The sequence below is a fragment of the Bradyrhizobium sp. AUGA SZCCT0222 genome, from assembly GCF_018130205.1.
Lineage (GTDB): Bacteria > Pseudomonadota > Alphaproteobacteria > Rhizobiales > Xanthobacteraceae > Bradyrhizobium.
The window spans coordinates 62594-85990 of sequence record NZ_JAFCLX010000002.1 but is presented as its reverse complement, the minus strand read 5'-3'; the positions used below and the strand labels follow the sequence as shown (position 1 = coordinate 85990).

At 62.5% G+C, this 23397-nt stretch carries 17 protein-coding genes and 1 pseudogene; 12 read left to right on the top strand and 6 right to left on the bottom strand.

Features of this window, described 5'->3' with window-relative positions; genetic code table 11:
- Window positions 1-8 precede the first annotated feature (8 nt).
- The 3 genes from mhpA to JQ629_RS01820 all read left to right on the top strand — a co-directional run bounded on the left by mhpA (window position 9) and on the right by JQ629_RS01820 (window position 3586).
- Complete coding sequence (gene mhpA, locus JQ629_RS01830; RefSeq protein WP_212410760.1) at window positions 9-1595, top strand: bifunctional 3-(3-hydroxy-phenyl)propionate/3-hydroxycinnamic acid hydroxylase MhpA; 1587 nt, start codon at window positions 9-11, stop codon at window positions 1593-1595.
- A gap of 73 nt (window positions 1596-1668) precedes the next feature.
- Window positions 1669-2517 carry a fumarylacetoacetate hydrolase family protein gene (locus JQ629_RS01825; protein ID WP_212410759.1) on the top strand — a complete coding sequence of 283 codons (849 nt, stop codon included), beginning with the start codon at window positions 1669-1671 and terminating at the stop codon, window positions 2515-2517.
- Window positions 2518-2608: 91 nt separating this feature from the next.
- Complete coding sequence (locus tag JQ629_RS01820) at window positions 2609-3586, top strand: Bug family tripartite tricarboxylate transporter substrate binding protein (protein ID WP_212410758.1); 978 nt, start codon at window positions 2609-2611, stop codon at window positions 3584-3586.
- Window positions 3587-3593: 7 nt separating this feature from the next.
- Here JQ629_RS01820 and JQ629_RS01815 read toward each other — a convergent pair.
- Window positions 3594-3823 (bottom strand): annotated as a pseudogene (locus tag JQ629_RS01815) (IS5/IS1182 family transposase); the annotation flags it as partial.
- Between the two features lie 172 nt (window positions 3824-3995).
- Between JQ629_RS01815 and JQ629_RS01810 the strand changes: the two are divergent.
- The gene (locus JQ629_RS01810; protein WP_249134759.1) at window positions 3996-5780 is read left to right on the top strand and encodes an adenylate/guanylate cyclase domain-containing protein; all 1785 of its coding nucleotides are present in this window, start codon (window positions 3996-3998) and stop codon (window positions 5778-5780) included.
- A gap of 149 nt (window positions 5781-5929) precedes the next feature.
- On the opposite strand, the gene JQ629_RS01805 is transcribed toward JQ629_RS01810, so the two are convergent.
- A complete protein-coding gene (locus tag JQ629_RS01805; RefSeq protein ID WP_212410752.1) occupies window positions 5930-6169 on the bottom strand; it encodes a hypothetical protein in 240 nt (79 codons plus the stop codon).
- A 146-nt stretch (window positions 6170-6315) separates the two neighbouring features.
- Between JQ629_RS01805 and JQ629_RS01800 the strand changes: the two genes are divergently transcribed.
- From JQ629_RS01800 to JQ629_RS01775, 6 genes are all read left to right on the top strand, one after another.
- Window positions 6316-7311 carry a hypothetical protein gene (locus JQ629_RS01800; RefSeq protein ID WP_249134758.1) on the top strand — a complete coding sequence of 332 codons (996 nt, stop codon included), beginning with the start codon at window positions 6316-6318 and terminating at the stop codon, window positions 7309-7311.
- A gap of 219 nt (window positions 7312-7530) precedes the next feature.
- A complete protein-coding gene (locus JQ629_RS01795) occupies window positions 7531-9321 on the top strand; it encodes a peptide ABC transporter substrate-binding protein (RefSeq protein WP_212410750.1) in 1791 nt (596 codons plus the stop codon).
- 49 nt (window positions 9322-9370) lie between these two features.
- The gene (locus JQ629_RS01790) at window positions 9371-10330 is read left to right on the top strand and encodes an ABC transporter permease (protein ID WP_212410748.1); all 960 of its coding nucleotides are present in this window, start codon (window positions 9371-9373) and stop codon (window positions 10328-10330) included.
- On the top strand, window positions 10296-11237 hold the full coding sequence (locus JQ629_RS01785) for an ABC transporter permease (RefSeq protein WP_212267902.1): 942 nt from the start codon (window positions 10296-10298) through the stop codon (window positions 11235-11237). The genes JQ629_RS01790 and JQ629_RS01785 overlap by 35 nt, the downstream gene beginning before the upstream one ends.
- A 56-nt stretch (window positions 11238-11293) precedes the next feature.
- Window positions 11294-12274 carry an ABC transporter ATP-binding protein gene (locus JQ629_RS01780; RefSeq protein ID WP_249134757.1) on the top strand — a complete coding sequence of 327 codons (981 nt, stop codon included), beginning with the start codon at window positions 11294-11296 and terminating at the stop codon, window positions 12272-12274.
- Window positions 12271-13242, top strand: a complete 972-nt coding sequence (locus JQ629_RS01775; RefSeq protein WP_212410743.1) for an ABC transporter ATP-binding protein — start codon at window positions 12271-12273, stop codon at window positions 13240-13242. Before JQ629_RS01780 ends, JQ629_RS01775 begins: the two co-directional genes overlap by 4 nt.
- 81 nt (window positions 13243-13323) lie before the next feature.
- On the opposite strand, the gene JQ629_RS01770 is transcribed toward JQ629_RS01775, so the two are convergent.
- The gene (locus tag JQ629_RS01770) at window positions 13324-14583 is read right to left on the bottom strand and encodes an adenylate/guanylate cyclase domain-containing protein (RefSeq protein WP_212410741.1); all 1260 of its coding nucleotides are present in this window, start codon (window positions 14581-14583) and stop codon (window positions 13324-13326) included.
- A gap of 353 nt (window positions 14584-14936) precedes the next feature.
- On the opposite strand from JQ629_RS01770, the gene JQ629_RS01765 reads away from it, so the two are divergent.
- Window positions 14937-16112: a cupin domain-containing protein gene (locus JQ629_RS01765; RefSeq protein WP_212410739.1), complete on the top strand. Its 1176-nt coding sequence runs from the start codon at window positions 14937-14939 to the stop codon at window positions 16110-16112.
- Between the two features lie 18 nt (window positions 16113-16130).
- On the opposite strand, the gene JQ629_RS01760 is transcribed toward JQ629_RS01765, so the two are convergent.
- The 3 genes from JQ629_RS01760 to nirB are packed head-to-tail and all read right to left on the bottom strand — an operon-like array spanning window position 16131 to window position 21610.
- Complete coding sequence (locus JQ629_RS01760) at window positions 16131-18791, bottom strand: nitrate reductase (RefSeq protein ID WP_212410737.1); 2661 nt, start codon at window positions 18789-18791, stop codon at window positions 16131-16133.
- 12 nt (window positions 18792-18803) lie between these two features.
- Window positions 18804-19139, bottom strand: coding sequence for a nitrite reductase small subunit NirD (gene nirD / locus JQ629_RS01755; protein ID WP_212410735.1), 336 nt, complete (start codon window positions 19137-19139; stop codon window positions 18804-18806).
- 11 nt (window positions 19140-19150) lie between these two features.
- Window positions 19151-21610: a nitrite reductase large subunit NirB gene (gene nirB, locus JQ629_RS01750; protein ID WP_212410734.1), complete on the bottom strand. Its 2460-nt coding sequence runs from the start codon at window positions 21608-21610 to the stop codon at window positions 19151-19153.
- A gap of 512 nt (window positions 21611-22122) precedes the next feature.
- On the opposite strand from nirB, the gene JQ629_RS01745 reads away from it, so the two are divergent.
- Window positions 22123-23382: a nitrate/nitrite transporter gene (locus tag JQ629_RS01745; protein WP_212410732.1), complete on the top strand. Its 1260-nt coding sequence runs from the start codon at window positions 22123-22125 to the stop codon at window positions 23380-23382.
- Window positions 23383-23397 lie beyond the last annotated feature (15 nt).

Here is a 23397-nt window from a genome sequence, read left to right as displayed (position 1 = left end):
AGTCCTGAGTGACGCTTTCATCAGAGCAGCACCGGAGCGATTTCCAAGTGGTCGTGGTTGGTCACGGCCCGTCAGGCGCCATCGCGGCCAGCCTGCTCGGAGACAGGAATATCCGTACCCTGGCGATCGACCGTCAGCGCGACGTCTACGACAAGCCGCGTGCGATCGCGATCGATCATGAGATCCTTCGCCTGCTTGATAATCTCGGCGCCGCAGAGCGCGTGCTGCCCTACATCGCACCGTTTCCTGCCTCGCAGCATTTCGGCGCCAAGGGCCAGTTGATACGCCGGATCGATATGGTTCCCGAACCTTATCCGCTTGGATACACCCCCAGTATGGTGTTCACGCAGCCGCCGGTCGAGGCGGCGCTGCGCGCGCACGCGGCGGCCTATGACAGCGTCGACGTCGAACTCGGAACAGAGCTCACAGGCTTCGATCAATCGCCTGACCGAGTGACGCTGCATCTGCGCGACGACAAGGGAGCAACGCGTTCGGTCACCGCCGACTATATGATCGCGTGCGACGGCGCCTCGAGCGGAACGCGGCAAACGCTTGGCATAACCTTCGAAGACCTCGTATTCGACGAGCCCTGGCTTGTCGTCGATCTCCGGGTCAACGATGCCGCACTCGGCAAGCTGCCGGAGACGGCGGCGCAATTCTGCGATCCGTCCCGGCCGACGTCCTTCATCGTCGGCCCCGGCAATCATCGCCGTTTCGAGATCATGCTGCTGCCGGGGGAAGATCCCCGTGAGATGGAAGCGCCTGATCAAGTCTGGCGGCTGCTCAGCCGATGGATCGGGCCTGATGACGCCACGCTGTGGCGCGCGGCGAGCTACCGGTTTCATGCGCTCGTTGCGGAGGAGTGGCGGCGGGGCCGCATCTTCCTGGCCGGCGATGCCGCGCATCAGCAGCCGCCGTTTATCGGCCAGGGCATGTGCCAGGGCATTCGCGATGTCGGAAATCTCGTCTGGAAGCTTGATCGGGTCCTCAAAGGACAATCCGGCCCCACGCTCCTCGACACCTATGGCGAGGAGCGAAGCGAGCATGTTCGCCAACTCACCACCCGGATCAAGGCGATCGGGCACGTGATTTGCGAGCGCGATCCCGTCGCGGCCGAGGCGCGCGACGTACGCATCCTTGCCGAAGGCGGCGGACTTCCCCGCACCTTCACCCGCCAGGAGATTGTCCCGCCGCTTCAGAAAGGCCTGCTGGCGTTCCCGCTGCATCCGGCGCACGGCACGCTGTTTCCGCAGCCCTGGATCAGAACGGCAGAAGGGCGGCGACTTCTTGATAGCGTCACAGGAGTTGGGTGGCGGCTTGTGCTGGACCAGCGCAACGCGCCGGATCTGACCGCTGATGTGCGGGCGCATCTGACCGGGCTTGGCATGCGACTGATCCGAATCCGTCCTGCTGACGCGGCAGATCAGGCCGGGCACGACGCCGTCGCTGAAGAAGATGGCGTTCTCGCAGCCTGGTTCGACCGCCATGGCTGCCGGGCCGCGATCGTCCGGCCGGACCACTACGTCTTCGGCGTCGCCAACGACGAAGGCGCGCTCGGCAAGATGCTGTCAGAGCTTGCGGGACGGCTTCAATGATCCATCAGGGATTGCAGCTAGAAGGCACAAACACTCTTCATCATGACGCGGTTTCCAGAGCGAGGACATCACAATGAAATTGGCAAGTTTTACGATCGGCAACAGCCGCACCTGGGGCGTGATCGAGGGCGAGGAAGCGATTGACGTCGGCGCGCTGCTCAGGGATCGCTACCCCGATCTCAAATCGGCGATCGCCGCCGACGCATTGCCCGCGGTGCGCGACGCCATCCGCACGGCAAAGCGTTACCCCACGGCTGACATCACCTGGCTGCCGGTCATTCCCAATCCCGACAAGATTCTCTGCATCGGCCTGAACTACGAGATGCACCGCAAGGAAACCGGACGCGCGGAAGTCGAGAACCCCACCGTGTTCGGCCGGTTTGCCAACAGCCAGACCGGGCACCTCGCCAACATCATCCGGCCAAAACTCTCACACGATCTCGACTTCGAAGGCGAACTCGCGATCATCATCGGAAAGCCCGGACGCCATATCGCGCGTTCTGACGCATGGAACCACATCGCCGGCTATGCCTGCTACAACGAAGGCAGCGTGCGCGATTTTCAACGCCACACGCATCAGTTCACGCCCGGCAAGAACTTTCCGGAGACCGGTGCTTTCGGTCCCTGGATGATGACGCCGGACGAACTCGGCGACGTCGCGCCGCTGCGGCTGCAGACCCGCGTCAATGGTCAGATCGTCCAGGATGCGACGATCGACCAGATGATCTTCGATATCCCGCGGCAGATCGAATACTGCTCGTCCTTCACGCGCCTCGAGCCGGGCGATGTGATCGCAACGGGGACGCCCGGCGGTGTTGGCGCCAAGCGAACCCCGCCGCTCTGGTTGAAGCCGGGCGACATTGTCGAGGTCGAAATCGATCGCCTTGGCGTGCTGCGCAATGGCGTCGCCGACGAGATTTGATCGAAGCGGGTAGCCCGCGCCGACATTTGTCCGGGAGGACGTCGCCTCAAGCGATCAGAAATCGCAGGCGAATATTTCAGGGAGGATCACCATGCCAAAACTATCCCGCCGCGTGCTGTTGACCGGCATTGCGCTCTGCCTCTCGGGTCCGGCGTACGCACAATCATGGCCGCAAAGACCCGTGTCGGTCGTGGTGCCGCAGGCGGCGGGCAATAGTCCGGATGTGCTGTGTCGCCTGATCGCCGACAAACTCTCGCGGGCGCTCGGGCAGCAGTTCGTCGTCGAGAACCGTCCAGGCGCCGCGAACCTCGTCGGCACGCAGGCCGTCGCCCGCGCCGCCCCCGATGGATACACCTTCCTGTTTGCCACTTCGGCAGCCCTTGTCACCAACCCCTATACGTTCAAGAAGCTTCCCTACGATCCGATGAAGGATTTTGTGCCGGTCGCCATGGTGGCCCGAAGCAACCACGTCGTTCTCGTCAACCCCGAGGTCAAGGCCAAGACACTCGCGGAATTGATCGCGCTGGAAAAGTCGGCGCCGGGATCGCTGAGCATGGCGGTCGACGGTCCGCGCAACCTCTCGGGCCTGATCGCACAATCGATCAACAAGCAAGCCGGAACCGGCTTCGTTCTGGTCCCCTACAATACGACCACGAACGCGGTGCAGGACAGCATGACGGGACGGGTCCAGGTGACGATACAAGCCGCATCGATTGCAGAATCCTTCATCGCGGCGGGCACGCTTCGACCTGTTGCCGTTGCGGGCAGCAAGCGCATCGGCTCGTTGCCGGACGTGCCGGCGATCGCGGAAACGTTGAAGAGCGTCGACCTGCAAGGCTGGTTCATGTTGATGGCGCCGGCTGGCACGCCCACCGACATCATCCAGAAGCTCAGCTCCGAGATTGCGGGCGCATTAAAGTCCCCGGAGGTGCAGGAGCGCGCCCCCGTCCTCGGCTTTGATGTCGGCATTGGTGACGCGGTGACGCCTGCAGGCGCGAAGCGGTTTCTCGATGCCGAGCATGCGTCCGCAGGCAAGGTCATCCAGGAACTCGGTATCCAACCTGAATAGCAAGTAATTAGGGCGCGGACTCATTAACGCGCAGCCAATTGCGGATCGATGCGAGGTTCATGAACGCTAAGTTGTTGGCCGCGAGTTTGTCGTGTCGGGTCGCGACACACCGACATTGCTTGATCTTGTTGAAGAACCGATCGATCAAGTTTCGTGCGCGAGGAACGGGCTGAAGCAGATCGAGTCTTTGCGATTTCGTTTCGGCGGGATGTTTGCCCAGGCTCCTTGCTGGCGGGCAGGTCGCGCCAGGGAGCACCTGAGCGCACTTCCAAGACTAACCGCCAACCGGACATGCCCGACATGCAAAAAACGACGCGATTGACCCGTTTCGGACATGGGCATAGCCGGACGCCGGCCCACAATTCTGCTATACACCCAGTCAATCTTCCCCGAGCTTTGGGGGTGCGTCTTGAGCAGCGAGCACGTAGAGCGGCGGCTGGCAGCTATTCTGGCGGCGGATGTCGCGGGCTCTTGCCGCTTGATAGGGATAGACGAAGAGGGCACGCTGGCGCGACTGAAAGCGCTTAGAAGAACGATCTTCGATCCCAAAATCGCTGAGCATCACGGACGCGTCGTCAAGAATACCGGGGACGGCGCTATTGCCGAGTTCGCCAGCGTGGTCGACGCCGTCCGATGTGCCGACGAAATTCAACGCGGCATGGCCGAACAAAATATCGACGTGCCGCACGGCAAGCAGATCGAACTCCGCATCGGCATTCACGTCGGCGATATTATTATCGAAGAAAACGATATCTTTGGTGACGGGGTCAATATTGCAGTGCGTCTCGAAGGGACGGCAGAGCCGGGCGGCATCAGCATCTCGGACGACGCTCGTCGGCAAATTCGTGGCAAGGTAGATGTAAGTTTTGAGGATTTGGGTTCGCAATCCTTGAAGAATATCGCCGAGCCGATGCGGGTCTGGCGCGTCCCATACGGTCGCACCGTGCCAGCCGTGCCGAACCGCTGGCCTGTTGATGAGACCCTTGCTCTGCCCAATAAACCCTCGATCGCCGTTCTCCCCTTCACCAACCTGAGCTCCGATCCGGAACAGGAATATTTCGCGGACGGGATGGTAGATGACATCATCACAGCGCTATCTCATTTCAAGGCGCTGTTCGTCATCGCTCGCAACTCGAGCTTCACATACAAGGGGCGCGCCGTCGACGTGAAGCAGATCGGGCGCGAACTTGGCGTGCGCTACGTGTTGGAAGGCAGCGTTCGGAAGGCCGCAAACCGGGTGCGCATCACGGGACAGCTCGTCGATGCCGCCACTGGGGCACATCTTTGGGCAGAACGTTTTGATGGTGGTCTCGGCGACATCTTCAATCTGCAGGATCAGGTGACCGAGAGCGTTGTGGGGGCGATCGCGCCGGCGGTGGAAAAAGCCGAGATCGAGCGTGCCAAGCGCAAGCCGACCGAGAGTCTCGACGCCTATGCCCTCTATTTACGCGGGTTGCCCAGGTTTTATCAGGTTGCAAGCAGGCAAGCGAACGAAGAGGCATTACGCCTGTTCAACAGCGCGATCGAGCTCGACCCAGATTTTGCATCTGCCTACGGTCGTGCCGCCCATTGCTACGCCATAGCTAGGGCCAATGGCTGGATTTCAGTCACACCGAACGAGATTGCTGAGGTGACAAGGCTCGCTCAGCGGGCGGTTGAGTTGGGCAAGGATGACCCGATCGCGCTCGCCTCCGGCGGGTGGGCGCTAGCGTTTGTCGTTCGCGATCTCGAGGTGGGCGCTGGCTTGATCGATCGCGCGCTTGTGCTCAATTCCAATTGGGCCGAGGCATGGAGTTTCGGCGGCTGGGTAAAAATCTGGCTCGGCGAGCCGGAAGCGGCGATCGAGCGCTTCGCGCGTGCCATGCGCCTGAGCCCACTTGATCCGTCGCTGCTAAGAATGCCAAGCGGGACCGCGAATGCACATTTCTTCCTGGGCCGCTATGACGAAGCGGCATCGTGGGCGGCAATGGCATTGCAGGACAATCCGGACTATCAACCTGGATTACGGATCGCCGCCGCAAGCAATGCAATGGCCGGGCGGCCGGAGCAAGCACATAAGGCAGTGGCTCGGCTGCGGCGACTGAACCCCACGCTACGTGTTTCCACTCTCAAAGACGTGTTGGGCCCTTTTAGGCGGGCCGAAGACCTTTTGCGATACGAAGAAGGATTGCGGCAAGCCGGGCTGCCCGAATGACCCAAAGCAGCCAGGGACCGGTTGCAACGAAGTAATCGAATGCATGCGACTTCCGTTGTTGGCCACTTCTCGGAAGTGCCGTGATGTCCGACTTGAGTCCGAAACGCGCAGCAAAGCGGACGTCCGCCGACCACTCTGAATTTATGGGTTCACGTCCCAGTGCGATCGGACGGTCGGCTGCGTGAGAGCCTGCAAGGGCTTCCTTCCCGGCCGATCCAGCCACTTGCAGCATGATCAACCTGCAAAATTGCTCCCTTGATCTCTGCAAATTCATTATTGGCAAGAACGCGACTGCCGTATTCGGCTTGACGAATACAAGCGGCAATACTGATCGCGACCTGAACTTTTGATGACAGTTTTATGACAGCGGCGTCCATCGGCGCCGGCAAGACCGATTCCTCAAGCGCAGAGCGCCGACGCGCTCAGCATCGCCCCGCAAGACTCCTGCCGCACGCATATTTTTGTCGTGATTCGCTGCGATTCATGACAGAAGTAAAACAATCAGATGTCAGTTCGATTAAATGCGGAGCGGTGAATGAGCTTGGAATGGCGTGCGCAACCAGCCTCCCTGGCCTGGTCGAATCCGGTGATCCGGTGGTGGGGCATGCTGACGCTGGTCAGCGGCGCCAATATCGCGGTTTGGTTCGTGCTGTACCGCCAGCTCCACGGACAGCCGATTGGAAACCCAGCCAGCACGTCCGGCGTCGAGCTGATGCTTGCGCTCAGCGCGGCCTATGTGTTCGGCTGCGCCTTCCGCTCGATCCTGCCGCGCGCCGATGTGCAGCGGATCTGCCTGTTCGATACCTGGCTGTCGAGCGTGTTCGTCGGCCGCTCGGTTGCGACCGTGGCGGAGATCGCCTTCGCGGCACAATGGGCTGTTATCCTGCACCAGCTCGGCACCATCACGGGCGCGGACACCACCGTGAACGCCGCCTGGGTGATCGTGCCGCTGATCGTGATCGCGGAGTGCTACTCATGGCACGCGGTGCTGACCACCAAATATCTGAACAACGCGATCGAGAATTCGATCTGGGCCGTCGTCTTCTTCATCATCGGCGTCGGTCTCTGCCGCCTGCTGCCGGAGTTCGACGGCGCGGTGCGCGCGATCCTGATCGTCACGATCGTCGGGATCGCGTTCTATCTGGCGTTCCTGATGACCGTGGACGTGCCGATGTATCTGAACCGGTGGCGGGCCGATGTCGCCGACGGCAATCCGCTGCTGCACCCGCTCGAGGGTCTGCGCGACGTGCGCACGCGCTGGATCGTGACGCACGACATTGCCGAGTGGAAGGAAGAGATCGCCTGGATGTCGCTGTATTTCAGCCTGGCGGTCTGGTCGAGCCTGGCGCTGTGCGTGTTTTATTCGCTCGAGGATCATCTGCCCCGCTATCGCACCCCGGCGCCCGTCGCGAGCATTTCGTCGCAGGCGCCGTCGATCGTTGCCGGGCTTGAGCCGGTTCATGGTGCGCCACCGCAATTAGGCGCGGGCGCCGCTTTTCCCATCGAACTAGCGTGGCTGCAGTCCGGATAGCCGGTCTCGTGGCGAACCGGTCGTTTGTTCCGCCGGGTCAAGCCGGACTTTTGGTCAAGACGGTTTTGGCGAAGCGTGGCCCGGTTCCTGCTTTGACAGGCTGGTACTAACCTGATCCATTTCCTTGGTGGTCCGATCATTTGGTCCACGCCCCCTGCGGCGGCAGGGGCGCCAGGGGGCGTGAGTCAGGCATTTTGCACCAGCCGAGGAGCCAATCCGATGCAAGAACGGGAACTTCGAGATCTCATTGCAGACGTCAAGACCGGACGCTTGTCGCGGCGGTCTTTTGTCCAGCAGATGATCGCCGTCGGCCTGACGGCACCGATGGCCGGCATGATGCTGGCCCAGTCCGGGGTGGCGATGGCCCAGACCGCGATCCCCTACAAGCCGACCAAGGCCGGCGGCGGCGGGCTTTTGAAAATCCTTTACTGGCAGGCGGTCACCCTGCTCAACCCGCATTTCGCCGTCGGCACCAAGGACCAGGACGGCTCCCGCGTCTTTTACGAGCCGCTGGCCGGATGGGACCAGGAGGGCAATCTGGTCCCGGTGCTGGCCGCCGAAATCCCGAGCAAGGAAAACAACGGCCTCACCGAGGACGGCCTCTCGGTGGTCTGGAAGCTGAAAAAGGGCGTCAAATGGCATGACGGCATGCCGTTCACGGCCGATGACGTCGTGTTCAACTGGGAATATGCGCGCAATCCCGAGACCGCCGCGGTCTCGATCGCCAGCTACAAGGACGCCAAGGTCGAAAAGGTCGACGATTTCACCGTTCGCGTCACCTTCCAGAAGCCGACGCCGTTCTGGGCCGATGCCTTTGTCGGCACCTACGGCATGATCATTCCGAAGCATCTGTTTGCGGATTACATCGGCGGCAAGTCGCGCGACGCGCCGACCAACCTCAAGCCGGTGGGTACCGGTCCCTACCTTTTCGTCGACTTCAAGCCGGGCGACATCGTCCGCGGCAAGCTCAATCCGAACTACCACATGCCCAACCGTCCGTATTTCGACAACATCGAGATCAAGGGCGGCGGCGACGCGGTGTCGGCCGCGCGCGCGGTGCTGCAGACCGGGGAATATGACTATGCCTGGAACATGCAGGTGGAAGATGAAATCCTGACCAAGCTGGAAGGCGCCGGCAAGGGCAAGGTCAGCATCGTCGAGACCGGCAATATCGAATTCATCATGCTCAACTCGACCGATCCGGCCGCGGAGGTCGACGGCGAACGCGCCAGCGTCAAGACCAAGCATCCGCTGTTCAGCGACCCGGCGGTGCGCCAGGCCATCAATCTCCTGATCGATCGCGCCTCGATCGAGAAGTTCATCTATGGCCGAACGGCGAGCGCCACCGCAAACTTCCTCAACGCCCCGGAAAAGGTTCGCTCGAAGAACACCAAATTCGAGTTCAACATCGAGAAGGCCAACGCGATCCTGGAAGCCGCCGGCTGGAAAAAAGGCGGCGACGGCATTCGCGCCAAGGACGGCAAGCCGCTGCGGTTCGTCTACCAGACCTCGATCAACGCGCCCCGGCAGAAGACGCAGGCCATCATCAAGCAGGCGTGCCAGAAGGCGGGCATCGACGTCGAACTGAAGTCGGTGGTGGCATCGGTGTTTTTCTCCTCCGACGCCGCCAATCCCGACACCTACACGCATTTCTATTGCGATGCGCAGATGTACAACACCACCATGACGCAGCCCGACGCCGGGTTCTTCATGAACCAGTATCTGTCATGGCGCGCGGCGAACAAGGAAAACAAGTGGCAAGGCCGCAACGTCTCGCGCTGGCAGAACAAGGAATATGACGAGATTTACAAGCAGGCCGAGGGCGAACTCGATGCCGTGAAGCGGGCCGCGATGTTCATCAAGCTCAACGACCTCGTCGTGACAGACAACTACATCCAGCCCCTGCTCCGCCGGCCGAAGGTCTCGGCCGTCGCCGGCAATCTGACGGTGCCTCTCAGCGGCTGGGACAACGATCTGTGGCAGATCGCGAACTGGTACCGCGAGACCTGAGGTGAGCTTTGCGATGCGCAAGATCTGAACGGGCGGTGGCAGGACGACCATGGGAAAATACATCCTCCGGCGCCTGATCATCGCCCTGCCCAGCCTGCTCGGCATCAGCCTCATTCTCTTTGTGCTGCTGGCGCTGGCGCCGGGCGACCCGTTCGGCGAACTTGCGACCAACTCCAATGTGCCGCCCGAAGTCCGGGAGGCGCTGCGGGTGAAGTTCGGCATCGACGATCCGATTTTCATCCGCTATCTGCGCTGGCTCGCCGCGATGCTGCAGGGCGACTGGGGCTTTTCGTTCGCCAGCCGCATCAACGTCGACCAATTGATCCTGCAACGGGTTCCGACCACGCTGTTCGTGGTCGGCTCGTCGCAGATCCTGGCATTGGCGGTGGCGCTGCCGGTCGGCGTCTATGCGGCGATGCGGCCCTATTCGATCTTCGACCAGATCGCCAACACCTTTGCCTTCATCGGCTTCTCGCTGCCGACCTTCTTCACCGGGCTGCTGCTGATCCTGATCTTCAGCATCAATCTCGGCTGGCTGCCGTTCGTCTACCGGGTCGATATCCCGGCCACCGGCTGGGCCTGGGCTTTCGAATATTTCAAGCAGGCGATCATGCCGATTTCGGTGCTCGGGCTGTTTCAGGCCGCCTCCTATACCCGCTACGTCCGCTCGGCGGTGCTCGACGTCATCAGGCTCGACTATGTCACGACGGCACGCTCGAAGGGCCTCAACGAAGGCAAGGTCGTCATCAAGCACGTGGTGCGCAACGCCTTGATCCCCGTGGTGACGCTGGTCGCGCTGCAAATGCCGGCGGTGTTCGGCGGCGCCATCGTCACCGAACAGATCTTCCGCATCCCCGGCATTGGTTCACTGCTGATCAGCGCCATCCTCGCCAACGACACGCCGGTCATCATGGCGGTGACCTTCGTGTTCGCCTGTCTCGTCGTCGTATTCAACCTATTGGCCGATATCATCTATGGCTGGCTCGACCCACGCATCTCCTATCGCTGACGTCGTCGTTCCGCTCGAGGGACGCCCGCGCCACATTTCGCCCGGCTATGAGGTGTGGCGAAAATTTCGCCGCCATCGCATGGCGGTGGCGAGCATCGGCATTTTGACGTTGCTGACCGCGGCCGTTCTGTTCGGGCCGCTGATCTGGCGGATACCGATCAACGAAATCGATTTCACCGCGCGGCTCGCTCACCCGTCGTGGGACCACCCGTTCGGCACCGACGATCTCGGCCAGGACCTCTTGGCGCGCATGCTGTATGGCGGACGCATTTCGCTGGCGGTCGGCTTCGCGGCGATGGCGGTCGCCATCATCGTCGGCGTCCTGATCGGGGCGATCTCGGGCATCTCCCGCGGCAGCGTCGACGCCGCGCTGATGTGGATCACCGACCTCTTCCTGGCGTTGCCGCAACTGCCGCTGCTGCTATTGGTGATCTACCTGTTCCGGGATTTTCTCAAGAACTGGGTCGGCCCCGAGGGCGGCGTCTTCATCCTGATCGTGCTCGTGATCGGTGCGTTTCGCTGGATGCCGGTGGCGCGGCTGGTGCGCGCGCAGTTCCTGTCGCTGCGCGAAAAGGAATTCGTTGAAGCGGCGCGCGCGCTCGGCGCCACCACGCCGCGGCTGGTGATCAGGCACATCCTGCCGAACTCGCTCGGGCCTGTCATCGTGGCCGGCACCATCGACGTCGCGGCGGCAATCATCGCGGAATCGACGCTGTCGTTTCTCGGCCTCGGTTTTCCGCCTGACATCCCGACCTGGGGGCGGCTGTTGTTCGACGCCAAGGATTATCTCGACATCGCACCCCATTGGGCGCTGTTCGCGGGCGCCGCGATTTTCCTGACCGTGCTCACCATCAATTTCATTGGCGACGGATTGCGCGACGCGCTCGACCCCCGGAGAGTCATGTAATGTTGCGTCCGGAGGATACCGCGAGCGTGGGTGCGAAACCGACTGACGAAGCGCCCATGCTCGACATCAGGGGCTTGAAGACGCATTTCGCGACCGACGACGGCGTCGTGCAGGCGGTCGACGGCGTCGATATTGCCGTCCGGCGCGGGGAGACGGTCTGCGTGGTCGGCGAGTCCGGTTGCGGCAAGACGGTCACGGCGCTTTCCGTGCTCAAGCTGATCGCAATGCCCCCCGGGCGGATCGCCGGCGGGCAGATCCTGTGGCAGGGCCGCGACCTGGTGCCGATGGCGGCGGACGAGATGAACCGGATTCGCGCCAAGGAAATCGCCATCGTGTTCCAGGAGCCGATGACCTCGCTCAATCCGGTCTACACCATCGGCGACCAGATCGGCGAAGTAATCGCCCTGCATGAAGGCCTCGGACGCCGCGCCGTGCTGGAGCGAACCATCGACATGCTGGCGCTGGTCCAGATCCCGAACCCGGCGCGCCGCGTCAACGACTACCCGCACCAGTTTTCCGGCGGCATGCGGCAGCGCGTGATGATCGCGATGGCGCTGTCCTGCCATCCGAAGCTCCTGATCGCGGACGAGCCGACCACGGCGCTCGACGTCACGATCCAGGCGCAGATCCTCGATCTGCTGCAGGACATGAAATCGCGCCTCGGCATGTCGATCATGCTGATCACCCACGCCATGGGCGTCGTCGCCGAAGTCGCCCAGCGCGTGGTGGTGATGTATGCGGGCAAGGTGGTGGAGGAAGCCGCGGTCGATCAGCTGTTTGGAAATCCGCGCCATCCCTATACGCAGGGCCTGATCCGCTCGATCCCGCGCGTCGACCGGGGCGGCGGCCGCAAGGCCCGGCTGCAGACCATCGCCGGCACGGTGCCGAAGCTGATCAACCCGCCGCAGGGCTGCCGCTTCGCGCCGCGCTGCGGTTTTGCCACCGACGAATGCGTGCGCGCGCAGCCGGCGTTGCGCGAGCTCGAACCCGGCCACAAGGTGGCCTGCATCCACGCCGAAACGACGGTGGTTCAATGAGCGAGCCGCTGCTCAAAGTCGCAAAACTGACCAAGGAATTTCCGCTCAAGGGCGGGCTGTTCAGCGGTCAAATCGCCAGCGTTCATGCGGTCGACGGCGTCGATTTTCACGTCGACCGCGGCGAAACGCTGGGCCTGGTCGGGGAATCCGGCTGCGGCAAATCGACCACCGGCCGCTGCGTGCTTCGCCTGATCGAACCGAGTTCGGGCGAGATCCATTTCGACGGCAAGGATGTCCGCTCGCTCAAGGCCGACGACCTTCGCATCCTGCGCCGCGACATCCAGATCATCTTTCAGGACCCTTACGCGTCGCTCAATCCGCGCATGAATGTGGGCGCGATCGTCGGCGAAGCGCTGATCATCCACCAACTGACCAAGACCAAACAGCAGTTCGAAGAGCGCGTGGTGGATTTGCTGGAAACCGTCGGCCTGCGCGCGGACCATATGAGCCGCTATCCGAACGAATTCTCCGGCGGCCAGCGCCAGCGCATCGGCATCGCGCGGGCGCTTGCGGTCGAGCCCAAGCTGATCATCTGCGACGAGCCGGTGTCGGCGCTGGATGTCTCGATCCAGGCCCAGGTCATCAACCTGCTGGAAGATCTGCAGGAAAAGTTCGGGCTCGCCTATCTCTTCATCGCCCACGATCTTGCGGTGGTCGAGCATATCTCCAAGCGCATCGCGGTGATGTATCTCGGGCGCATTGTCGAGATGGCGTCGGCCCACGAACTCTATGCCTCGCCGCGGCATCCCTACACCGAAGCGCTGCTGTCGGCGGTGCCGATACCGGATCCGAAAGTGAAGCGACAGCGCGTCCGGCTGTCGGGCGAAGTGCCGAACCCGATTTCGCCGCCGACCGGCTGTCACTTTCACACCAGATGCCCGATCGCGCAGTTTCCGCTATGCAAGAGCGAGGCCCCGCCGCTCAAGCAAAGCGCCGACGGCCACTGGGTCGCCTGCCATTTCCGCTGAAGGCAAGTCTGCACGGCGCGCCGCTCCATCGAGATGATCCGGCGATGGCGCCCTTCCCGGGCGGCGGCGCAAAGCGCACGCTCATTCCTGTTTCCAGAACCGGTCGTTTGGCGTTATCCCGGCCGGATCAGAGGAAAATTCGGGCCGGATGCGGTTGAGGTAATACATATTCACCAAACCCTGATGCTTCACTTCGACGGCGCCACGAGCGTCGATCTCGAATCGCGTTTTAATGTGCTGCCAGGTCGATTCGGCGATGCTGATGCGTCCGGGAGCGCCGGCGGCTTCGACGCGCTGGGTTATATTCACGGTATTTCCCCAGATATCGTAGGTGAATTTGTGTTTCCCGACGACGCCGGCGATGACCGGTCCGGTATTGATTCCAATTCTCGCCTGCCACGCCGGCAGGTGCAGCTTCTCGCGTTGCCGATTGATCCTGGCCAGGTGATCGATGACCTGCAGCGCCGCCAATGCGGCATCGATGGCGTGCGAGCGGTTGGGCTCCGGCACGCCGCCAACGGCGAGATAGGCGTCTCCGATCGTCTTGAGTTTTTCGAGGCGATGCTTGGCCATGATGTCGTCGAACACGGTGAAGTGCTGGTCGAGCTGGTCAATGACGCTCGCCGGCTCCATGGTTTCGACCAGTCGGGTGAAGCCGGTGAAATCGATCAGCATCACCGTTGCAGAGTCGAAGAAGCGCGGCTGAACGCGGTCATTTGCCTTGAGCTCGGCTGCGATGGATGACGGCAGGATGTTCAGCAGCAGCTTGTCCGATTCGGCCTTCCCGGCGACGGCCTGGTCGCGTGCACGCTCCAATTCACGCAGCATCTCGTTGCGCACGAGCAATTGCCGGCGCAATTCGAGGTGAACCATCGTCTGGTGTGCCAGTCGTCTGAGCGCCTCCTGCTGCTCGAAGGTAAGTTCCCGCGGCTCGAAGGCGATCACGCACAAAGTGCCCAGCGCATAGCCGTCCTGCGTGATGAGGGGAACGCCGCAATAGAAGCGAATGTGCATATCGCCCGTCACCAGCGGGCTGGTATTGAATCGTTGATCCTTTATCAGGTCGGGAATGTAGAGGATGTCGTTGTTGCAGATCGTAGCCGTGCAAATCGAAATTTCCCGCGGGCATTCGGAAAGCTCTGCTGGAAGTGGACCATACTTCGCCTTGATCCACTGCCGCGACGCGTCGACGAAGCTGACCAGGGCGGCGGGGCAGCCGCAGATTTGCGCCGCGAGTTCGGTGATTTCGTCGAAACCGGCTTCTGGAAGCGTGTCGAGGATTGCGTAGTTTGTCAGCGCGACAAGGCGTCCGGGCTCATTGACTGGAATCGTCTGGTTCATGACAAGCCCTTCGCGTTAGCCGGATCATCAAATCCCGTCGCGATCCAAGAGCCGTCACATAGCATCACTGCATCTTTCCCTCGTCGGAGACGAGCATGCGGCCACGCGTCAGAAAGCTCCAAGAGCCTACCCTGATCAGTTCAAAATAGCCATTGGCGGCTGAAAGACGAGCGAGGCCGTGGGAACATGGTTGTCGGACATCGCCTTTTGCCAAGTCCGCGTTGCACTGCAAGCGGACCTGCGCAGGCTGGACGTGATGCCAGGCTGCCAGCATGATCCCGTGAGATCACTGGCCCGTGCCAGCGCCGGAGGCCGCATGGCCGCCCGCCGGAGGCCTTACCAGGGGGACCGACATGTCCGATCCGCAACGCCGGGAGTTTCTCGCTGCCGCTGCCATCGCCTCGCTGGCGACGCTGGCCGGATCGCAAGTGGCGGTCGCCGGCGATCCCAGCTTCATGAACAACGTCCCCGATCCCGCGGTGTCGGGAAAGGACCTGCCGACCTTCAAGTTCGCGCTGGAGAAATCGGGCGGCAAGGTGATCGGCAACAGCTACGGCAAGGAAGCCACCGTCACGCAGCTGCCGATCTCCAAGGGAATTGCCGGGGTTTCGATGCGGCTCGAGCCCGGCGCGATGCGCGAGATGCACTGGCACGCCACCGCGGCGGAATGGGCGTTCGTGTTTGAAGGCCGCGTTCGCACCACCGTCGTCGATCCCAACGGCCTTGCCGAGACCAACGATTTCGACCCGGGCGACGTCTGGTACTTTCCCCGTGGTCACGGCCACATGCTGCAGTGTCTTGGCGACAAGCCCTGCCGTTTCATCCTGATCTTCGACAACGGTTATTTTTCCGAGTTCGGCACCTTCAGCATCACCGACTGGATCGGGCACATCCCGAAAGCGCTGCTGGCGAAAAACTTCGGCGTGCCGGAATCGGCGTTCGACAGTTTTCCGAAGGACGAAGTGTATTTTTCCCGCGGCAAGCCGCCACCCGCGGAGCCTTCAGTGCCGCTGCAGGGCTGGAAGCTGCCGCCGCAAACGCACAAATACCGCCTGCTGGCGCAGCCGCCGCAAGGCATCTTTCAGGGCGGCCGGGAATGGCGCGTCGACTCAAGCCGCTTCCCGATCGCGAGAACCATTACCGGCGTCGTGCTCGATCTCGATCCCGGTGCGCTGCGAACACTGCACTGGCATCCGAACGCCGACGAGTGGCAATACGTGCTGGACGGCACCGTCAGCGTGACCCTGTTCGGCTCGCACGGGCGCACAAGGATAGAGCAACTGCAGGAAGGCGACGTCGGCTATATCCCGCAAGGCTACGGGCATTCCATTGAAAATATCGGCGACAAGCCTGCGCGCATCCTGATCGGCTTCAATTCCGGTATCTACGAGACCATCGACCTGTCGCAATGGATCGCGGCTAACCCGGCCGACGTGCTCGCCACCAATTTCAGCCAGCCGCCTGAACTGTTCGGGAAATTTCCCCATCGCGACGTGTTCGTCACGGGCAAGGATGGACCCGGCAAATAGGCCGGGAATCGGAAAAACTCACGCCGGCAGGGGTTTGGGTACGGGCGCGCCATTGAGCAGCTTGCCGATCTCCGGCTTGCATGCCCCGCAATTGGTGCCGGCTTTTAATCGTTGACCAATGGCTTCGACATTTCTCGCGCCTTTATTGATTTCGGCCGAGATTTGCCGCTGCCCGATGCCGAAGCACGAGCAGACGATCGGCCCGATATCTTCGCCGGCTTCCAGCGGCTGCCCTGTGAGCAGCGACATCCGCGCCTTTGGCGAGAGCGTGTTTTCCGCGAACAAATTGGTCAGCCATGAACGCGACACCAGTCTGTGGTCCGAGGCGATGAAGATGCATCCCTCCAACCGCCCGTCGCGAATGCTCGCGTAACGATACCGGCCGATGCTCGGATCGCGATAGGCGATCCATTCGATGTCCTCCTGCTCGGCGCGGAGCTGCGCGCGCGCCCAATCGCGCCAGCTCGCCGGCCGTTCCTCGATCGCCAGCTCCATGCGCCAGCACATGCCCGATCGTCCGGAAACCCAATACCCCTTCTCCGGGCGTTCGATCTCGTAACGGCTTAGAATGAAGGCATGCCATTTCGGCCGATAGGGCTCGGCCTTCACGGGCGTATGCTTGGATTCCGGCTGACCGGATATCGGGTCGGTCGCGGGATTGACCAGCGCGTTGATCAGGCCGTCGCCGGCATACTCGCCATTCCAGTGCATCGGCACGAACACGCAGCCGCGTCGCTGTTCGGCGGTGACGGTCACGCGCGCCACCATCTGGCCCCATGGACTGGTCAGCCGTGCCAGCGCGCCATCTTCGATACCCGCCTTGCGCGCATCCTCGGGGTGGAATTCCGCACAGGGCTCGAACATGTGCATCATCAGCCGCGGCGATTTCCCGGTCCGCGTCATGGTGTGCCACTGGTCGCGAATCCGGCCGGTGTTGAGAATCAGGGGATGCTCGCGGCTGGTCGGGTTCTTGGGTGGGCGCGGCACAACCGGAATAAAGCGCGCCTTGCGATCGGGGGTGAAGAAGCCTCCGGTCTCGAACAGCCGCGGCGTGCCGGTCGGATAATCCCGCGTCACCGGCCATTGTACCGGGGCCAGCGTCTCGTAAGCGCGATCATCGAGCGTGCTCAGGGCGGAGAGATCGAAATCCCGCGCGCCATTATTCTCAAAACCGGAGAGGCTGGCATGCTCCCGAAAGATCTCGGCCACGCTCGTATAGTCGAAGCCCGAAAATCCCATGCGGCGGGCGACATCGCAGACGGTCCGCCAATCGGCGCGCGCGGCGCCGGGCGCCGGCATGAACGGCCGTTGCCTGGAGATGCGGCGCTCGGAATTGGTGACGGTGCCGTCCTTTTCGCCCCACGCCGTCGCAGGCAGCAGCACATGGCCGTGACGCGTGGTGTCGGTGTGGCGCATGCAATCCGACACCACGACGAGGTCGCAGGCATGCAGCGCGGCGCGCGCGCGAGTGGCATCCGGCAGGCTGACCAGCGGATTGGTGGACATGATCCAGACCGCCTTGATACGCCCGTCGGCCATCGCGTCGAACATCTCGACCGCCTTGAGCCCGGACTTGTCCGCGATGACGGGCGAGCGCCAGAACCGCTGCACGAGTTCGCGATGGCGCGGATTCTCGATCTCCATATGGGCGGCGAGTTGGTTGGCGAGGCCACCGACTTCGCGTCCGCCCATCGCATTGGGCTGGCCGGTGAGCGAGAACGGCCCCATGCCGGGCTTTCCGATCCGGCCGGTCAGCAGATGGCAGTTGATGATCGCATTGACCTTGTCGACGCCGCTGCTCGACTGATTGATGCCCTGGGAATAGAGCGTGACGACGCGCTCGGTCCTGGCGAACCAGCTGAAAAACTGCTCGACTGCACCGCCCGTCAACCCGCAGACGTCAGCCGTGTGCGCCACGGTCTGGCCGGCGACTTGCGCCAGCGCCGCCTCGGCGCCGGTGGTGAAATCGCCGACGAACGCGCCATCGGCCGCCTTGTTCTTCGCAAGATACGCCAGCAATCCGTTGAACAAGACGGAGTCGCTGCCCGAACGAACCGGCAGATGCAGATCGGCGCCCTCGCAGGTCGCCGTCCGGCGCGGGTCGATGACGACGATGCGGCAAGCGGGATTTTTCGCTTTCGCCGCCAGCATGCGCTGATGGAGGATGGGATGGCACCAGGCCGCATTGGATCCGACCAGGACCAGCAGGTCGGCCAGTTCCAGATCTTCATAACAACCCGGAACGGTGTCGCTGCCGAAGGCACGCTTGTGACCCACCACGCTGGAGGCCATGCACAGCCGCGAATTGGTATCGATGTTGGCGGTGCCGACAAAGCCCTTCGCGAGCTTGTTGACGACGTAGTAGTCCTCGGTGAGAAGCTGGCCCGAGACGTAGAACGCCACCGCGTCAGGCCCGTGCTCCCGGATCGCCTTGCTGAATCCATCGGCGACATGGCCGAGCGCGGCATCCCAGGTCGTAGCGCGGCCGTTGATCATGGGCTCGAGCAGGCGTCCTTCCAGGTCGACGGTTTCAGCCAGCGCCGATCCTTTCGCGCACAGCCGCCCGAAATTTGCCGGATGCAGCGGATCACCCCGGACCGTGACCGCCCCCGCCGGATCCCTGTCGGCCACGACGCCGCAGCCGACGCCGCAATAGGGACATGTCGTCTTGACTGGCACGCGTCGTTACCCTCAATCGGCCGAAGCGGTGACTACCTCACGAACGGACAGCCAAACGGTGCCGTTCTCCACCTTGGCCGGATACGAGTGCGTGCATCCCTCGTCAGGAGCGACCGCCTCGCCGTTCGCAAGCTCGATGACGAAATTGTGCAAGGGACAGGTGACCCGCTTGTTGTGCACGATGCCTTGCGACAACGGTCCGCCTTTGTGTGGGCAACGGTCGTCGAGCGCGAACACCTCGTCGTCTTCGGTCCGGAATACCGCGATGTTTCCCGACGCCGTGCGCACCACGCGGGCGCCGAGGCGCGGAATCTGGTCCAGGGCTCCGATTTCAATCCACCGTGTCATGCGAGCTCCGGTCATGCGAGTTCCAGCTCCGCCATCGGCGCAAACTCGTTGCGATCGACACCGCGCTGGGCGCGTTCTGCCCATGGATCGCTTTGCGAGAACTGCTGCGAATACACGAAGCGGTCGTACAGCGCTTTCCGGTTGGTGAGATCATCGACCACCTGCTTGCGGATGGCATCGAGACCGACGCGATCGCACCATTTGTACATGCGCTCCAGATACCAGCCCTGCTCGCGATAGAGCTGCGTCAGTGCCGCGATCAACTCCAGCGTCTCCTCCTCGGTCGCCACCTTGGCGAGGAATTCGGTCCCCTTGATGTGAAGGCCGGCGGCGCCCGCGAAATGGATCTCATATCCGGAATCGACACAGATCACGCCGACATCCTTGCAGGTCGATTCGGCGCAGTTGCGCGGACAACCCGACACCGCCATCTTCACCTTGGCCGGGGCCCAGGACCCCCACATGAATCTTTCAATCTTGATGCCGAGGCCGGTCGAGTCCTGGGTGCCAAAGCGGCACCATTCCGAGCCGACGCAGGTCTTCACCGTGCGCAGCCCCTTGGCATAGGCATGCCCTGACACCATGCCGGCGTCGTTGAGGTCGGCCCACACCGCAGGCAGATCCTCTTTCTTGACGCCGAGCAGATCGATGCGCTGGCCGCCGGTGACCTTGACGGTCGGAATCTTGAACTTGTCGGCGACGTCGGCAATGGCCCGCAATTCGTTCGGCGTGGTCACGCCGCCCCACATCCGAGGCACCACCGAGTAGGTGCCGTCCTTCTGGATGTTGGCATGAACGCGTTCGTTGATATAACGCGACTGCTGGTCGTCGCGATATTCGCCGGGCCAGGTGGCGAGCAAATAATAGTTCAGCGCCGGCCGGCAGGAATGGCAACCGTTGGCAGTCTTCCAATCCATGAATTTCATGACATCGGGGATGGTCTTCAGCTGCTGCTCGACGATGACGCGGCGCGCGTCGTCATGGCTGTGATCGGTGCACTTGCACATCGGCTTGACCTTCGGCGCCGTCGAATAATCGCCACCGAGGGTGAACGCGAGCACTTGCTCGACGAGGCCGGTACATGATCCGCATGATGATGATGCCTTGGTGTGGGCGCGCACGTCATCGATCGTGAACAGCTTCTTTTCGGCGATCGCCTTGACGATGGTGCCCTTGCAGACGCCGTTGCAGCCGCAGATCTCGGCCTCGTCGCCCATCGCGGCAACCGAATTCTGGCCGGCGTGACCGCCGTCGCCGAGATTGGCCGCGCCGAACACCAGGCGCTCGCGCATCTGCGAGATGTCGGTGCCGTCGCGCAGATGCTGGAAATACCAGGGCCCGTCGACCGTATCGCCGTAAAGCACGGCACCGACGATCTTCTTGTCGCGCAGGACGATCCGCTTGTAGACGCCACGCGCGGCGTCCTGCATCACGACTTCTTCCTTGTCGGCGCCGGGCGCGAAATCGCCGGCGGAGAACAGGTCGATGCCCGTCACCTTCAGCTTGGTCGAAACCACCGATCCCGAATAGCTGGCAAAGCCCTTCATGGCGAGCTGATTGGCGCAGACCTTGGCCTGATCGAACAGCGGCGCGACCAAACCGTAGGTCTGGCGACGGTGCTGCACGCATTCTCCGACCGCGTAGATGCGCCCGTCATAGGTCTGCATGGTGTCGGAGACGACAATGCCACGCTCGCAATGGATGCCCGCCTTCTGCGCAAGCTCGATGTTCGGGCGGATACCGACGGCCATCACGACCAGGTCGGCCGGAAGCTCCACGCCATCGGCAAAGCGCACGCCTGTGACGCGGTCCTCGCCCAAAATCGCCTGCGTCTGCGCCGGCATCTTGAACACCATGCCGCGCTCTTCCAGAGACTTGCGCAGCATTCCGCTTGCGACGGGATCGAGCTGCCGCTCCATCAGGCAGTCGAGCAGATGCACGACGGTGACGTTCATGCCGCGCTTCATCAAACCGTTGGCGGCCTCGAGGCCGAGCAAGCCTCCACCGATGACGACGGCGTTCGGATGGCTCGTCGAGGCTTCAACCATGCGCTCGACGTCCTGGATATCCCGAAAGCCGATGACGCCGGGAAGATCCTTGCCCGGAAGCGGCAACATGATCGGGTTGGAGCCGGTCGCGATCAGCAGCCGGTCATAAGGAACGCGCGCGCCCGTGGCGGTGACGACTTCGCAGGTGCGCCGGTCGATCATCACGATCGTCTCGCCCTTGCGCAGCGTGATGCCGTTGTCGTCGTACCATTGCTCGGTGTTGAGCATGATGTCGTCGACGGACTTCTCGCCGGAGAGAACCGGCGACAGCAGGATACGATTGTAATTGCCGTAAGGCTCGGAACCGAACACCGTGATGTCGTAAAGATCAGGCGCACGCTCCAGCAGCGTTTCCACTGTGCGGATGCCGGCCATGCCGTTGCCGATCACCACCAGCTTCTGCCTGCTAACTTTCTCGAGCATGATCTGCCTTTCGCATTCCGACGACACCGCGCGTCGACGCGCCATGCGTCGTCGATCGGTGGAATAGAGATTGGGAGTTTTGAGGAGCCCATCCGCGGGCAGCTGACCATCATCAATGACGATCGATACCTCCTTGGATACAAAACGCGTGCCAACTCGGCAGCAGCGATTCCGCGAGCGATATCAATAGGTTTATCGACTGCCGCGAATTCGGGCGCTTGTGCGCACCGCACAAAAAAGCACCACCCTGCGCGTTTGAGTGGCGCGGTTTGCTGCCCGCTGCAGCAGATCGGGTTTTCTTCCCTGGCGGCGGAATAGCGGTCAACGCGTTGCGATTAAAGGCAAAGTGCCGCTCGCAATCGAATGGCACAGATATTGCTGCCTTTAGCGCCAATCGAGACCCGTCTCAATGACGAGAACGGCTCTCGCTTTCACCCATATTCCATCTGTCGTGCCGAGACCTGCCGCACCTGCGCGCACGCCATCGGCCGCATGATCGCGAGGCTGTCGCAATGAAGTTTGCTGAGTTTAAGAAGGCTGGCCATTGGCCGACGCTGCTGGCCGCGTTTCTTTACTTCGACATCAGTTTCATGGCCTGGGTCGCGCTCGGCCCGCTGATGGTCTACATCGCGCACGACATGAACCTCGCGGTCAGCGAGAAGTTTACCCTCGTGGCCATCCCGGTTCTGGCCGGCGCGCTGCTGCGCGTCCCGATGGGCATCCTGGCCGATATCATCGGCGCCAAGCGAACCGGAATTATCGCGCAGCTCATCGTCACCGCGGCGACGGCGTGGGTATGGCGGTACGGGCTCGACAGCAAGCTCGCGATCATCACCTTCGGCCTGGTGCTCGGCATTGGCGGCGCGTCCTTCGCCGTCGCTTTGCCGCAGGCGAGCCGCTGGTATCCGCCGCAATATCAGGGCGTGGTGATGGGCATCGCAGGCGCGGGCAATATGGGCGTCGTCATCGATACGATGCTCGCACCGACGATCGCCGAGCATTTCGGCTGGCAGGCCGTGTTCGGTTTCCTGCTGATTCCGATGGTGCTGGTGCTCGCCTATTACGTCTTCGCGGCCAAGGATGCGCCGGGCGAGCGCAAGCCGATCTCGCTGAAGGCCTATGCAACGCTGCTGCGCGACCCCGATAGCCGCTGGTTCATGTTCTTCTACTTCATCACTTTCGGCGGCTTCGTCGGCCTCGCCAACGCGCTGCCGCTGTATTTCACCGTGCAGTACCACGTCTCCGGCGTGGCGGCAGGTCTGCTGGTCTCGCTGATCGTCGCCTTTGGCTCCGGCTTCCGTCCGGTCGGCGGGCTGATTGCCGACCGCATCGGCGGCATCCGCTCGCTGTCGGTGCTGTTCGCGGTCGTCGTCGCCGCTTATCTCGTCATCGCCTTCATGCCGGAAGGGCCGGCGGCTCCATCAGCGGCGGGCTGGTCGCTGCTGCAGATGCCGCGCATTGCGTGGATGTCGGTGCTGCTGTTCTCGGTCGGCGTGCTGGCGCTCGGCATGGGCAACGGCGCGGTGTTTCAGCTCATCCCGCTCCGCTTCCGTCAGGACATCGGCCTGATGACCGGTCTGGTCGGGTGCGCCGGCGGCGTCGGCGGCTTTTTCCTGGCCCAGGCGCTCGGCACCGCCAAGGCCGCAACCGGCGGCTTCGGCGCCGGCTTCCTGTTTTTCGGGGCACTGGCATTGCTTGGCTTTATCGGACTTGCCATGGTCAAGGTCCGATGGCGCACGACATGGGGCGCTGCATCGGGAGCGCGGGTCTGACGACGCGCGCTTCCA